Origin of the sequence: Parapedobacter indicus (assembly GCF_900113765.1) — a bacterium.
GTDB classification, from domain to species: Bacteria; Bacteroidota; Bacteroidia; order Sphingobacteriales; family Sphingobacteriaceae; genus Parapedobacter; species Parapedobacter indicus.
In genome coordinates this window covers 551427-567366 of the sequence record NZ_FOQO01000002.1, presented here as the reverse complement: position 1 = coordinate 567366, position 15940 = coordinate 551427, and the positions used below count along the sequence as shown (strand labels likewise).

7 protein-coding genes are annotated in these 15940 nt (G+C 48.5%); 2 read left to right on the top strand and 5 right to left on the bottom strand.

Annotated elements, in window-relative coordinates:
- Positions 1–82: 82 nt before the first annotated feature.
- The 3 genes from sov to BMZ56_RS05870 form a co-directional block, all read right to left on the bottom strand.
- A complete protein-coding gene (gene sov / locus BMZ56_RS05880; protein ID WP_090625409.1) occupies positions 83–7117 on the bottom strand; it encodes a T9SS outer membrane translocon Sov/SprA in 7035 nt (2344 codons plus the stop codon).
- Positions 7118–7181: 64 nt separating this feature from the next.
- A complete protein-coding gene (gene ruvA / locus BMZ56_RS05875) occupies positions 7182–7763 on the bottom strand; it encodes a Holliday junction branch migration protein RuvA (RefSeq protein WP_090625406.1) in 582 nt (193 codons plus the stop codon).
- A gap of 8 nt (positions 7764–7771) precedes the next feature.
- Positions 7772–10060, bottom strand: a complete 2289-nt coding sequence (locus BMZ56_RS05870) for an NADP-dependent malic enzyme (RefSeq protein ID WP_090625403.1) — start codon at positions 10058–10060, stop codon at positions 7772–7774.
- Positions 10061–10519: 459 nt separating this feature from the next.
- On the opposite strand from BMZ56_RS05870, the gene BMZ56_RS05865 reads away from it, so the two are divergent.
- Positions 10520–12166 (top strand): SGNH/GDSL hydrolase family protein, encoded by a 1647-nt coding sequence (locus BMZ56_RS05865; RefSeq protein WP_218146473.1) that lies wholly within the window; start codon positions 10520–10522, stop codon positions 12164–12166.
- Positions 12167–12210: 44 nt separating this feature from the next.
- Here BMZ56_RS05865 and dacB read toward each other — a convergent pair whose 3' ends face one another.
- Positions 12211–13629: a D-alanyl-D-alanine carboxypeptidase/D-alanyl-D-alanine endopeptidase gene (dacB, locus tag BMZ56_RS05860; protein WP_177195050.1), complete on the bottom strand. Its 1419-nt coding sequence runs from the start codon at positions 13627–13629 to the stop codon at positions 12211–12213.
- A gap of 55 nt (positions 13630–13684) precedes the next feature.
- Here dacB and BMZ56_RS05855 point away from each other — a divergent pair, with 55 nt between their 5' ends.
- Entirely contained in the window at positions 13685–15283 is a 1599-nt protein-coding gene (locus BMZ56_RS05855) for a GH3 family acyl-acid amido synthetase (RefSeq protein WP_256213801.1), read from the top strand.
- Between the two features lie 4 nt (positions 15284–15287).
- On the opposite strand, the gene BMZ56_RS05850 is transcribed toward BMZ56_RS05855, so the two are convergent.
- Positions 15288–15809 (bottom strand): hypothetical protein, encoded by a 522-nt coding sequence (locus BMZ56_RS05850; RefSeq protein ID WP_181127799.1) that lies wholly within the window; start codon positions 15807–15809, stop codon positions 15288–15290.
- Between the last annotated feature and the right edge of the window lie 131 nt (positions 15810–15940).

Here is a 15940-nt window from a genome sequence, read left to right as displayed (position 1 = left end):
GTAACTTTCTTAGCGTCTTTGCGACTTTGCGAGAAACTATTTTAAGCCGCAAGGCCCGCCTCGCAAAGGAGCTAGTGGCCTATTACTGCAACATCAACCTCAAATTAAAGCCAAAGTTGGCATACGAGGTCGCAAACGTCTGTGACGTGTAGGGTCGCACCGAATTACTGTCGAAGAACAGACGGATGTTGAATCGTTGGTTGATGACGTAATCAACCGAGGGCCGATAGGAAATACTCTTATTCCCAGCCGATACTTCCGATTCGTTGATGTCTGAACGATAAACAAGTGTCTTGAGATCATTAAGGGATACATCCAGCCGGAAATTAAGATCGTTGTTCATTTTGAAATTACTGAACCACCCGAAAGGCATTCGGAATCCAGTTGCTCGGTAACCTGCGCCAAATACAAAAGATTGATCGCTGAGCATGGCTAACTGGCTGTTTTGCAGACTCAGGTTCAGGGTGCGCGCCCGGCCGTATTCCGCATTTGCAGTTAAATTGTTTTTAAATCGGGCATCAAAACCGAGCAAGGGGGCAAACTGCTCAAAAATGGAAACCTGTTGAAATTGAAATTCCGGAAGGAAGTTTTCGTTGGCATCCCGCTCAGAAGGGAATCCGCTGGTCTCGGTATATCGGATCAGCGAATTATACCCATTGATGGAGTAACGCGTGTTGTATCCATGACGCAGGGTAAGGGATGTGATAAATTCGCTGAACAAAGGAATCTTGTTCAGCCCATTATAAGTGACATTCCAATTCGGAATCGGAATATTCGGAAAACTACCCAGCTTAATGCGTTCGGCATCCTTTCCACGATACGCTGCGAGAAACGAGTTCACCACGACATCCTGTGCCGTTTGATCGTATCCATCCGCGAAACCGCCGGTTTGGCCAGACGAATTGGGATTCAATTGACCAAAACGTTGAGAAATTGTTTGCCTATTGCGCTCAAACGTGCGGAACAGCGCCTCATGATCTTTAAAAGATGTCCCAATGGCTAGGTAAGAAATGCTGTAATTCCCTGTCGTGACAGGGGTGAGGCTTTCAAAATCAGCTGTTTGCCCCGAATATTGGAACGACGTTGTGTAATTTTGATTGTTCAACTTCACAGCTGTCAGTTCGATACTCAAATCACGGAGGGGCTCCAGGATAGCGCGCACCGAGAGGTCTTCCGTAAGTGATGTCATGTAAAGCTGCGTTTGCAACGTATCTGTGGTAATCCATCCATTGCTGGCTGCCCGCTCACGGATGTCACGCTGGCTTCCGAAGAGAAAGCCCCATCCGGGCGCATTGTGATCAAAGTCATACCCAAGTACGTTAGTGCGCGGCGTGTAACCCGGCAGGAAAGTGTTCTGAACCCGTGTATAGGCAGCGTTTACGTTTTTGATACTCGTAAGCAATCCGGTGAAGAATGCGACGGTGCCACTGGCATCTAATCCAGTATTGTTACGGATAAATCCAAATTTATTATACAGCCCGGCCATATTCAGCGTCGGGTTCACCTGGATGGTACGGGAGTTCTGGATGCTATTGCCCATGTTGATATCCTGGCTCTGAATGGATAATAGCGGCTCGGTCTGCCAGTTGAATTGCGCACCATAACGGGCATCCACATTCACCCAATCCAGTCCGGGGAGTTTGTTGATAGGCACCGTATAGGTAATGTTCATCATGTGGTTATAGTCCGTGGTCCGTCCCAGCCTCCAGAAATTTTCCCACAGCGTATCCCGCTTCAGGCCGTTCAAGCGTCCGTCCGGTTCATCCACGATAGCATAATTGGTTGCGTTGAAATCCAGCTTCAGCGATTTGGATAGGTTCCAACTGATGCCATAAATGCGGTTCATCGTGAAATTTTTGTTATACAACGTGCCCATGCTGGGCAGAAAATTATCTGCCGAATTGTTTTCCCTCAGCGTGTTCTCGTTATATATCCGGTTCACATCAATACGGAAGTTGAGCAGCGATGGCATGAGGTTGAAGTTAAAATCGCTCAGAATGCCCAAATGCTTATTTTTGATGAATTTCTTGAACGGTTCAAACGTCAGGTCGTCGCTGCTGGCGAATGTGTAGTCAAATGCCGCGCGGTAGTTTTTCTGTAAAGCGACCTCCGTCAAGTAGTCACGGTGGTAGTTTTGTGAGAATGCGTATGTCGCGCTGATGTTTTCGATATCCCAGGGGCGTACGGGCTTTTCGATGTTCGTACGTATTTTACGCACGTTGGTTAGGTTGAAACTGCGCCGTATGGTAAAGTCCTGAGTTACGCGGAGTAGCGAATCCCGTCGGTTGCGCGATAGGTTTGCCAACGCGCTATTTAACTCGATATCGGGTACGAGCGGGTTGTATTCGGGTGTGCCAACCTGACGTGTATAGCTGAAAAACAGTGGAATCCGCAATCCATAGTCCACAGGGAAGAATTTACCAAGTTCCGCATTGGTTGCTAGGTCGAAATACAAATCGTCACTGCGGCTGCGCTCACCGATACGCTGCTCAATGGAGCCAAATCCAACGGTGCTTTTGCTTCCTGAAACGGTTACATTGGCAAAATCGGCCAATTGCGCATTCATACGCGCTGTCACGGCCCACCCGCCCTTGTCGTCAAACTCAGTGAGCCGCATTTCGTTGAACCAGAATAAGCCCGATTTGTCCAAGCCATCGTCATTGGGAAGCGCCACTTCACTGCCCCGTAACGGATTTATCACACCGATCATGTAAAACCGCACTTTGCTGATATCCGGTTGCCCCACGATCGTTACACGGTTTTCACCGTCGAAGAACGTAAAGGGTTCATTGATGGGCCACGGCTGACCATCGCGCATAGCCCGGTTACGGGCCTCCTTGGCTTCCTGAAAAATGTTGATGCGAATGTTCATCCGGTTTTCTTGCGGCCAGATCAACTCGGCGTCTCTCGTGCCCGGCGGGGTGATTTTCAGGGGCATGTCGTACTGGTAGTAATTATATTGGTCGTCTGTACCTACGCGGATGAATGCCCTGAAATCCCGGTCTTGCAAATACAGGCCTTCTGCATGGATAAACATTTCCAAACGCCCGTATGCCCTAAAGTCGTTGGTTGCGGTGCGGTACGCGGCCCGACCATACCCGTCGCGAAGGTTTTTCACATCGAGCGAAAGCGACTGTTCATTGAGCTGCACATTGTTGTTGAGGTTGCCCCAGTCCAATTGCCGCTCAATGCCGGGCGGTACTACGTAAGGAATGGGTTGGCGATTGCCATTCTGTTCGATATTCACGGCAGCGACCTCCACCGTAGAGTTGTCAAGCGGTACATTGCCCATAGCGGGATCCGCTATTACCTTGGCATTGTTATTTTCCGAGTTATACCGGCGCCATTCGCCACGCACCAATTGCAGTTGCGCAAGCCGTACTACGGCCGTATCCGCAAAATTTGTCATAAACGTACGTATGAAGCGAATGGATTTAAAATCACGGATGTCGCCTACACGTTCTTGATACTGCGAGAGTGGGATGCGGAACTGATACCACTTTACTTGGGTTTTACGGCCATCCCGTAACGCTACATCCGCGGTATGCATCTCTGAAATGTAATTCTGACCCACCTGCATATCCTGAGGGCGCAACGAAATGCGGTATTGGTAATATTCCTCAGCCTCATTCATGTTGTTGTCGCGGTTGATATCTTCGCCATCGGGAAGAAGGGTGGAGGCCGATGTTTCCACACCTACCGACTGTTCGGGTGTTTTAGAATTTCCCTCCGGACCGTTAAACCGCTCGTAACGTTTGAGGATGCCTGCGTTTTGATTATCAAGTTCCGGACCACGGAAATACTGAAAATTGTCGCCCGATGGGTCGTTGACTACCTCTTGTGCTGCCGTCGGATTGAGCAGTCCTTGCATTTGGCTTAAGAAATCACCATGGAATCCGCGTTCATCGACATCGTTTAGCCCATCAAGTCCGATATCTTGGCGCGCACGTGCAGCTGGGTCGTTGTCAAATGCCTGAATGACCGGCTGGTTCCGTGGTACCCTTCCCCAGTTGGTTTCATCAATCTGGGAAAGGTCGCCCGAAGGGGACATGCCATTTTCCATCGCTTTCCGGCCGTCTTTCAGGATATCTTCTGAAATATTTCCCAGGTTAAAATAGAGATCGCCACCCTCAGATTCCGGATTGGTCAAGAACGGATCCATCATCCATATTTCAATAAATTCGATGTTCTGTGCCTCAAAATCGGGGGCGTCAATTTTGCGGAACATACCACCCCAACGGCTTCGGGGATTGGCTAACGTACCGTCCGGATTAACGCCCCGGGTGGTGTAGTTATAGGGGCCACGTATCGTGGGATAGAATGCTAAATCCAGCGTTGACAGAAAGATAGGTAAGCCCGTGGTGGACTCACGGTAAGGAAATACTTCCTGTTCAAGCACCTCCCGTACGCGGTGGTTGGAGAGCTCTGAACTGTTGATATTGTTCGGGGTGAGGTTAATGTTCCGATAGAATATGGGATCGATGTTATAAAACGCTAACCGGGCCCTGTTAAACCCGTACTCCAGATTATCCATCAATTGGGATTCGGGAAAAAGCTGGGGCGTACCGGATAGTTGCCAGTTGTAGGCGCCTTTGATATCAATAAACGAACGGCTATTTTCAAAATCGTCGATGTAAGAAATACCACTGCGTGTACCGGCAAAATTAAGCGCCCGTGGATGGCCGGGCAATAATTGCGCAAACTCGCCATAAAACGAGATCGATGAAGGCTCTTTTGTATCCAGAAAAGGAATTTTATCCACCATCCGGGTAAGCCAGCGAGACGGTGAATTGTAGGTAAGATCTAATCCCCACATCGTGTTTGAAATGGGCTCCTCACCGATGTTTACCTTCTGCGTGAGCGGTCGCTCGGTAAGGTTCATGATGGTACCCCCCAATTGCAGCTTGTCATTCACTAGGTAATCGAGTCTTCCTCCCAGCATAGTGCGTTGTTGCAGCCCAAATAGCTGATTGTTCTCCATTTTGATGCGGATGGGTTGTCCGGATTGTAACAATGCCTGGTTGAGAATCCGGACACGGCCAATGTCGTAATCGACCATGAAATCTACCCCTTCCTGGAGGGGGGCCGGACCTGCAAAGACCTGCACCGATCCCCGCGGCACATTGATGGCGCCCAGTTGAAACTCGGTACCCACCTCCGACTCATAAGAACCTTTGATCAGGTAGCGGTTTTGATTGGGAAAATACTGTTGTGCAATGACTTTGGTCGAATCGTATAGTGCTTGGTACGAATATTTATCGATCAGCGCCTGTTCGGCCCCCGGCATAAATTGGCTGGCGAGGTCATTACCGAAAGGTTCTACCAACGGGAACATGATGCGCCCCCGTTCGGGATCGATGGTAATGCCGGGAAGGAAATCGAAAAAGCCATCCGGCTGCTGCGAATTCTGTGGATTGAGCCGATCCAGTCCGGTAAGTTGTATCCACAGTTTGTTTTGCGTATGCTGCCCTTCATACATGGCCGGGCGCTCCACGCCGCTTTCGTCTTCGATACGGAAGATGTTAAACCTGAAATTGTTCTGTCCCACGCCGTATGCACCGATGGAATAGATGTTTTTCATCATCAGATCCCAGATGGGTAGGTTGGTTTTCAGGATTTCATTTTTGAGCAGTTTTGCAACCAGCATCCGCGGTTCAGAGGGAGTCACGGGAACGTCCGTCGAAAACTCACCCACCTGGTATTCGCGTCCGCCAGCGGTATATCGATAGGCCACCGCCAATATTTGATCGTTGTTGAGCGGCATATTGAGGGAGATGAATCCCAGTCGTCTATTTATGGTATACTCCGTGCCTTCGCGAAGTTTCCGGGCGTAGGTGAGTTTTGCATAGTTATCGTTGCCACCAACTCCCTGAAAGAAGCTCTGTGCACCGTTTGATTGAGTAAGACGGGCATCTTGCGGAAGAATTTGTAAGAGGTTGTTGGAATAAAACTGCAGTTGCTCCCCCGGAATGCCGGTAGAAGGATATCGGGTATTGCCCGGTGTGATCCGTGCCGTATTGTAAGGTGCATATTCCCCAAGATCCATCAAAGCTAGCACATCCCGCGAGTCATCTACCGAATTACTCCGATTGCTGACCCATACCTCAATCTGTGTGATGTTTACATCCGTGGTGAGGACGGGAGCAATGGCCATTGCGCGATTGAAGTTATCGCGAAAATAGTGCGCGAGGAAATAGTGTTGGTTGTCTTCGTATTCATCCGCTTTCAGAGCAAATTCGCTTTCCTGTGCACCATTTTTGATCGTAATTTCCCGTTGCTGTGAGCGTTGCTGGGAAAATATACCCGTTACATTCAGTTTGCCGAATTGCAATTGTGTTTTCAGACCGAAGAGTGCCTGTGTTCCGTTAATCAGGGTGGTATTGAGTGGCATGCTCACATTCCCCAATTCGATCCGTTTGATGATGTCATCGTCTTTTCCGGTATAATCCAGCCGGATCTGATTTTCAAAATCAAATTGAGCCTCGGTATTGTAATTGGTTGTTAATTTCAACCGGTCACCGATTTGCCCCGTCATGTTCATCTGGATGCGCTGGTCAAAGTCAAAGCCCCACTGCCTGCGTTGCCGTTCGTTGAACATCGGATTGGCATTTTTATTGTGCTGGGCCATGATGCTGATATCTGCACTTCCACGGGGGATGATGTCGATGGTGTTTCCACCAAAAATCCTTTCGAAAGCCTCGCTCTGCACGTAAATGGTAGGAATCAGCCGGTCCTGCCGATAGTCTGTCAGCTGTTGATCGGAAAGTTCACGCCAATAGTTGCGTTTCAGCAAATTACTTTCATACTCCTGGTACTCATCAATGGTGAGGTATTGTGGAGGACGGTACAAGCGGCTTCCCAATTTTTCGCGGATGATGTACTGCCGCGTCAGCGGGTCAAATATTACTTCGCGATCGATATTCGACGGTACACCGAGGTCAAAAGCATTCTTTTTTTGGTATAGGTTAAGAAAGGGGAGGTCTTTGAATGGATATTTCAGTTTCACACTATCCCGCCGGAGCGAATCAGCAGGGGCCTGTGCATACGTGCTACCGAGCACTGTTGCTGCAAAAAGCAGCACAGACAAACAAAAGCGTAGCACGAACGTCTTGTCCAAGTGGTAAATGTTTTTATAAGTTTTATTATGCGCCGCAAATTTAGTCAAAATTCCGAAACCACACTTAAAGCTTTTTCAACGCTTCTTTGATCAGTGCCTCCACGGTCAGGTTGGGTTCCACCCGGACGATGCCTGCCAGTATCTTCTCTGCCTGTGTACGCGCGAATCCGAGCATCACCAACGCGCTGAGTGCCTCTTCGGGAACGCTTTGCGCCGTATTCACCGCAGTCAATGCATCAGGTCCTTGTTTTTTGAGCTTATCTTGCAATTCAAGCACCATACGTTGGGCAGTTTTGGGACCTATCCCTTTGATCCGTTGAATCAGGGGTACGTTTCCCTGGATAATGGCCGATTGGATTTCTTCGGGTGTAATGGATGATAGGATCATTCGTCCGGTATTGGGGCCGATTCCCGATACGGAGATTAAATGTTCAAATAGACGACGCTCGCTTTCGTCAGCAAAACCAAAAAAAGTATGTGCATCCTCGCGTACCTGGAAACTGATGTACAGTTTGCATTGCTCGTGGTCTTTGATTTGCGAATACGTATGCAGCGAGATGTGAACATGATAGCCCACACCGCCTACGTCGATTACTACATGGGTAGGAGCTTTATAGGCTAATCTGCCGTTTAAATATGCGTACATGGTTGATCTTATTTTTTCTTTCGGGCCATCGGCGCCCTCGACTGTACATCGACAACCGCAATGGTTACCATATTGACAATTTCGCGTACGGAACTATCCAGTTGCAGTACATGCACCGGTTTATCCATCCCCAATAAAATCGGACCTACGGCTTCTGCATTGCCAATTTCCTGAAGCAGTTTGTAGGCAATGTTGCCCGATTCGAGGTTGGGAAATACGAGGGTGTTTGCCGGCGTTCCCTTCAGTGAACTGAACGGGAAATTGGAAGCCAGCAGGTCACTGTTCATGGCGAAATTCGCTTGCATCTCTCCGTCAACCAAGATTTCCGGATGGCGTTCATGGAGCAGGCGTGCGGCCTCGCGCGTTTTATTGGGAACCTCCCCGTCATTCGAACCAAAGTTCGAATAGGAGAGCAGTGCGATACGCGGCGTTACATTCATTTTCTTTACCGCCTCATGTAGCAACAGCGTGATGTCTACCAGCTCTTCCGCAGTGGGGTTGGCATTGACCGTAGTATCTCCGAAGAATACGGGCCCCTTGGACGTGAGCATCATGTACATGCCTGCAATGCGGCTACCGGGCTGCGACCCGATTACATGCAGAGCGGGGCGGATGGTTGTTGCGTAATTTTTGGTCAGCCCCGAAATAAGTGTATCCGCTTCCCCGACTTGCACCATACTTGCTCCAAAATAATTGCGGTCTAACATCAACTTTTGCGCATCCAAGTAGGAAACCCCGCGACGTTGACGTTTGGTATAAAGGAATTCGACGTAGCTGAGAAATCGGGGATTTCCCTTCTCTTCCAATGGGTCGATGATTTCCACCTCACCCAATTCCAGTAAGTTTTCGTCAATGAGTTGCTGGATTTTCCGTTTATTGCCCAGGAGGATCGGAATGGCTATGCCTTCCTCCTTTACAATTTGGGCGGCACGGAGCGTTTTGTAGTTGTCGGCTTCGGCAAAAACTACCCGTTTAGGATCGCGCTTGGCGGCTTCTGTAAGATTCCGCATGATCCGATCATCCTGTCCAAGCCGCTGGCGCAGCTCCTCTGCGTATTTGTCCCAATCGGTAATTGCTTTCCGCGCAACGCCGGAATCCATAGCGGCCTTGGCAACGGCGAGCGACACCTCGGTAATCAGCCGCGGGTCGGTCGGTTTCGGAATAATATATTCGGGCCCGAATTTTAAATTATGTGTATCATAGGCTTGGTTGACGGCCTCCGGTACGGGCTTCTTGGCCAGTTCAGCAAGTGCCTTTACCGCGGCGATCTTCATCTCCTCATTGATGACGGTTGCCCGCACATCCAGCGCACCGCGGAAGATGTAAGGGAAGCCCAATACGTTGTTTACCTGATTCGGATAATCCGAGCGCCCCGTTGCCATGATGACGTCTTTGCGGGTTTCGATTGCCAGCGGGTAGGAAATTTCTGGATTGGGATTGGCCATCGCAAATACAATCGCATTTTTTGCCATACTCTTCAGCATTTCCGGCGTCACCACATCGGCTATGGAGAGACCAATGAATACGTCAGCGCCTTTTAAGGCTTCTTCCAACGTTTCTATTTTCTGGGATGTGGCAAATTCGGCTTTGGTGGGATCGAGATTGCCGCGGTCCTCGCGGATGCATCCCTTGCTATCCAACATCACGATGTTTTCCTTGCGGGCGCCCAATGCGATATACATTCGCGTGCAGGATATTGCCGCTGCTCCTGCACCATTGACTACAATTTTTACTCGCTCAATCTTTTTCTTCTGCAATGCACAGGCGTTGACGAGGGCTGCACCCGAAATAATAGCCGTGCCATGCTGATCATCGTGCATGACGGGGATGTTCAACTCTTCTTTGAGCCTGCGTTCAATTTCAAAGCATTCGGGTGCTTTTATGTCCTCCAGATTGACACCGCCAAAGGTGGGCTCGAGGCATTTGACCATGCGGACAAACTCGTCCACGTTTTTTGTGTTGAGTTCAATATCAAACACATCGATATCGGCGAATATCTTAAATAGCAATCCCTTACCTTCCATAACCGGTTTACCGGCTTCGGGACCAATATCTCCCAGCCCCAATACGGCAGTGCCGTTACTGATCACCGCGACCAGGTTGCCCTTTGCGGTATATTTATATACATCTTCCGTGTTCTCGGCAATCCGCAGGCAGGGCTCAGCTACACCCGGCGAATAAGCCAGCGATAGATCTCGTTGTGAATGCGTAGGTTTCGTGGGTATAACGGCAATTTTGCCTGGCCTTCCTTTAGCATGATAGTCCAAGGCATCTTGCTTACGATTTGTTTTGCTCATGTTTTATTGGTTTTCAGCGCGCAATCCGGCTGCAAAGGTAGGGGTTTTTTTTGATCCTCCTGCATTCACTACGAGCCAAAAAGTTCACCGCTCCTGTTGGAATTGTTACTTAAAGTTATTAACTTTATATCTTCGGCCGCTCCCATTCAATATATCTTAGTTAATTTCCCATACTATCCGGGTACCTTACAGGTATCTTCTTTGTACCATCTTTACAATGAGTCCAACATGAGTCCGAGATGAGTCCGACATGAGTCCAGGTTTTTCTAGAAAAACCTGGACTCATGTCGGACTCATCCCAGATGCGATACGGAACTATCGTAAAGTAGGTATAGACAGGGCACGGGCCAGGTATTAACCCCGGTCACCCGATATAGCCTAAAAGATACAGAATTAGGATAGGTTGGACTAAGATACGAATTTTGAGAGAGTATGAGATATTTTGTATTATTGAAAAAAATGGAGGTAAAGAACGAAATGATATCAATCCGATTAACAGGCGTGTGTGCTTTCTGCATATTTTGTGTGCACCTATTGGTTGCCCAACAGGATCCTACGTGGGACAATACAGCTAAAACGGCTTGGTCCACCGCTTTTCAGCAGGTGCAAATCCCTTCCAGCGCTGACGGTACCCTACAACAGGCCTATTTCTTCAAGTCAACGCAGAAACACCCCCAACCGTTGATTGTAAGTCTTCACACGTGGAGCGGTGACTACCAACAACGCGATCCAATGACCAACGAAATTCTTGCCAGGGATTGGAACTATATCCATCCGAATTTCCGGGGAGCAAACAACAAACCGGAAAGCATGGGAAGTTCATCGGTCCTTTCCGATATTAAGGATGCAATTGAATACGCCATAAAAAATGGAAATGTGGATCCTGCTGACGTTCATGTTATTGGTGTGTCGGGAGGCGGATATGCGACGCTTTTTGCCTACATGCGATTGGACTATCCGGTTAAGTCATTTTCAGCTTGGGCGCCAATTTCGGATATCGAGGCTTGGTATTGGGAATCCATTGGACGGCGTCAAAAATACGCAGATGATATCGTCGCTGCATTGGGAGGTACGTTTGATGACACGGAGGCGCGGAGACGATCACCGATTTTTCAGGATTTTCCTAAGGAGAAACGACAAAATGCATCGTTATATATTTACGAGGGAATACACGACGGGTACACCGGCTCGGTTCCGATCACCCATTCCCTGAACATGTATAACCGCCTGGCTGCTGAATTGAAATACAAGGTTACCGATTTAGACAGCATCGGTCAATTGGCGCGATTGGACAACGACCTGGTATCAGCCAACGAAATCATCGATTTACTTACAAAACGTACCTTGCCACTATCGATACAGCCGGAGAAGGATCTTTTCGGGCGACAAGTGTATCTGGAAAAAAGTGTGGGTACTATTCATTTGACTATCTTTGAAGGAGGGCACGAGCAGTTGCCACAGGCGTTGTCTTATATCCCTGTGAACGACCAAGTGCATACACCTTACCATATTTTAACGATCGGTGATTCAAATGGGCAACTAGCAGGGGGATGGGTGGATCAGCTACAAAATAGGCTGCCTCATGCCCGGATTATCAATATTTCACAATCCGGACGCACAATCGGCTTCGACAACGGAGGTAGAGAGGAATTAAATGCGTTAAAAAATATAGACAACTACCTCGCAGAGGGCCAGAGGAAATCGGACCATACGGCGTACGATTTCATCATCGTTTGTTTGGGTACAAATGATGCCAAATATGAATTTAGAGACCGACAGCAAGAAGTACTTGAAAATTTCTCGGCACTCTTACGCAGGATTCGTAAACATCGGATTGCAACCAGGAAAACCCGTTTGCTATGTATTTCGCCCCCTCCGATCCGGGAAAAAGACATCGAAAATAAATATGTGGGCGGTAACGAACGGTTGGCCAAATTGGTGCCTCAGTTAAAAGCAAAGGCTATTGCGCTTGGATTCGAATTTGTCGATGTATATCACCCCTTGCTCGGTGTGTCAGATTACTATGCGAAAGATGGGGTTCATATGGCAGCCGCAGGGCAAGCTATCATAGCAAACAGCATTGTGTCAACACTGGAACAGCAGTAACTAAGGTTCACTGGATAGCTGGTGAGTAATACGGCGGTATGCAATCACTTCAACTGATCCAGCAACCTAAACATCCGTTGCCGCATCGGCGTTGCAGTACCCTGGTAATTGTTAACCAACAACGCAAATACAAGCGGAGTACCGTCTTTGTTGGTTTGATACCCTACGTAACCCAATACACCTCCGATGGTGCCGCTTTTCATTTTCATGCCATTATACACCGGGAGGCTTTCAAAAAAACCGGCAAACCAAGGCTCTTTTTTTGCAGCCAGGAGAATGCGCGCAAGCACGTTGGTTGTCACACGGTTTTCGGGCGATAGACCACTTCCATCCATCATGCGAAGTTCGCCTTCGGGAACACCGATTTTATTCGTCCAGAACTTCTGCAGCAATTCCGCTGCATCCCGTGTATCCGTTTTTGCCTCCAATTTATATGCCATGGCTTTAAGCAATACTTCGCCATAGAGGTTAATACTTTTCTGGTTGAACCAATAGATCAGTTCACCGAGTGCGGGCGAACGGTGCGTATGCAGGGTAGTGCCGCCGCTGGGCACTTCACTACCCGCCAGAAGCAAAAGATGGGTAGTGGTAGGGGGATGGGTTTGCGGTATACTCGTCTGCTCCAATGCGTTGTGCAGCTGATAGGCTGCGTCATAGGCACCGTCCGGCAAGGACAGGTAAACGGTCTTTTTCAGATCGATTCCATAAGTGCCTCGCAGGTAGATGCGAGAAGAATAAGGCGCAGCAAAGGCATACACGCGGTCGCCCGTGCCACGATTTCCCGTGGTTGTTTCATTGACCAGCTGCAGGTAGCTAACATCGGCGGTGGTGCTGGCGATGCGGGTTAGCGCGCCTGGCGTAGCACTCGGAATGAAATCTACACCCACCGAATTTTCGCGCCAGTTGAGCGAGGAAATGCCGGCGCCGTAATAATTACCCATATCCTGCCACGTCCAGCCCCGCGGGGCGGTTTGGCCATCATAGAGCCGGTCGTCAGCAATGATGCTGCCGTCTATTTTACGGATACCGGCAGCTTTTATGGCCTGCACCCAGGTAGACAGCAATACCGTGTCTGATGTCTGCGGGAATCGGTCGCTGCCCAGGGAAGGATCTCCCGTTCCACGGATTACAATGTCACCCTTCAATGTGCCCGAAGCATCCACTTGACCGGTATAGGAAAGTGTGGTCTCAAACGTGAAATCTGCCCCCAATACTTGGTAGGCCGCCGTGGAAGTAACCGTTTTGAGTGTAGATGCAGGCGCCATGCCGAGTTTCTCATTTTTGGCAAAAACTACCTGCCCCGTGCTGGTATTGAGGACGATAAATGACGCCATTCCGTTAGCAAGGCTCTCGTGCGACTCAAAAGCCCGAAAAGCCGTGGCAATCTTTTGCGCCAATGGCTGGGCAACTGTGTAATGGACGAAAAACGGCAGGAACAATAAAAACGATAGTAACTTCTGCATCTGGTAATCTGTTTTCACAAGCGAAGTTAGCCAAAGTTGCCGAAAAATAAAGACAATGTATTTTTGCTTTATAAGCAATGACCAACAAAAAAAGGATTGCGCTGTTGTCTTACAACAAGCAGGAGAAATCGGAATGGCCATCATTGGTGAACTCATCAAACGAACAATCGACGTAACAGGATATATCAGTGGAGAATCTCCACCGGCAAAAGCACAATTAAAGGTCTTATGCGATTTATTGGAAAAGGCCAAATACACAGCATTTGGAAAGGAACATCACTTTGAAGCGATTCTTGCTGATGCAAATCCGATCCACGCTTTTCAACATGTGGTGCCGATCTATGACTATGATAGATTGCATGCGGAATGGTGGCATTACCTGCACAAAGGCCACCAGAATGTAACCTGGCCGGGAGGGCAACGTTACTTCGCGTTGAGCAGCGGAACCACGACCAACAGTAAAGCTATCCCCGTAACAGACAATATGCTCGATGCCATCAAGCGATCGGGTATTCAGCAGATTATGAGTCTCCGGAATTTTAACTTGCCCGCCGATTTTTTCGAAAAGGACATCATGATGCTAGGGAGCAGTACCGCATTGGCGTCCAACGGCGAATTTCTCGAAGGTGAAATCAGTGGCATCAGTGCGGCTAATATTCCATTTTGGTTCAGGCAGTTTTATAAACCCGGTGCACGGATTGCAGCCACCCCAAACTGGGAGGACCGTGTGCGTAAAATTGCCAAATATGCGCCGAGATGGGATATCGGTAGCATGACCGGTATTCCCTCTTGGTCCGAATTGTTGCTAAAAGAAATTATCCGTTACAATAACGTGCGTACCATACATGATATCTGGCCCAACCTGCAGGTGTACACCTCGGGTGGTGTGGCTTTTGAACCCTATAAAAAGAGTTTTGAATCGCTGTTGGACAAACCGCTCACGTACATCGATACGTACCTCGCTTCCGAAGGGTATTTAGCCACCCAGAAGCGGCCAGATACCCAATCCATGGCTTTGATTGTAGACAACGGAATATTTTTTGAGTTTGTCCCTTTTATCGAAGAGAACATGGATGAAGAAGGTAGGGTGCGACCGGACGCAGAGGTACTGACCATTGAAGAAACAAAGCCCCATGTTCAGTATGTACTGCTCATTTCCACCGTGGCCGGGGCATGGCGGTACATGATTGGTGATACCGTGATGATTACGGATGCCGAACGCGCAGAGATTATCATCACAGGCCGTACCAAGCACTTCCTGAATGTGGTAGGAGAGCAACTATCCGTGCATCAAATGAACGCCGCTATAAAAAGTCTGGCCGAACAATTTCAGACAGAAGTGCTGGAATTTACCGTGGCGTCTGTACGGAACGGAGCAGATTACATCAATAAGTGGTATCTCGGGACAGATGGAACCTTCGATACTACAGCTGCGGTGGCATTTTTGGATCGCGAATTGGCAGCAAGTAATAAAAACTATCGCGTAGCACGGAACAAAGCACTGAAAGGAGTGGAAATGGAAGTCATTCCGGTAGATTATTTCTATCGATGGAGTAAAATCACAAAAAAGATGGGTGGCCAGACAAAAATACCTCGCGTCATGAAAGAGGAGGATTTTAACGAGTTTGAGGACTTTATTAAAAGCCTCAGCTAAGAGGCTAAGAGGCCGAAGGCTGTCCTCCGTTCAATTCCGATTCGGCTTCGTTTACGATGTTCTCTTCTTCTAGCAGTAATTTTTCTTTTTTGTCTTCGTCTCTTTCAGTTTCCAGTTCCGCTACGAGTTCCACGATATCGTCGGGGGACAAGTATAGCGTCGCAATTTTTTCCTGGTAGGCTTCCGGCAATTCGGTATGATCCAGAATAAACGATTTGGTTGCTACCAGATGTTCTCCCAGTCCATGCTCAACGGCAAAGCGGTCTGCGATGCGTTCGGCCTTACGGATGTATTTTTTTGAGACCCCATAAGAAACGCCAAAACCCAGTAGCCCCCATGTGCTTCTTTTTTCATAATCCATGATATGGCCAAGTTCGTGACCAATCCAACCGATCATCACGCTGTCTGGTATTTGGCGAATGGTTTCAAAACTGTGTTCCAATTTAAAAACCGGATTGATCAGCACGTCATACACGCGTTTTTCACGCTTCCTGAGTAACGACGCAACTACCGGCCGTGCAGCCATGACCGAACGTTTTAATTTCCGGCTGAACGTAAATCGGATCCTTGTGTTTTTTAATTCAGGATAATGGGACAAGGCAATCAACGTTTGTTTTTCAATTACCGCCGGAATCTCCTTGTTACATTTATAGTCGA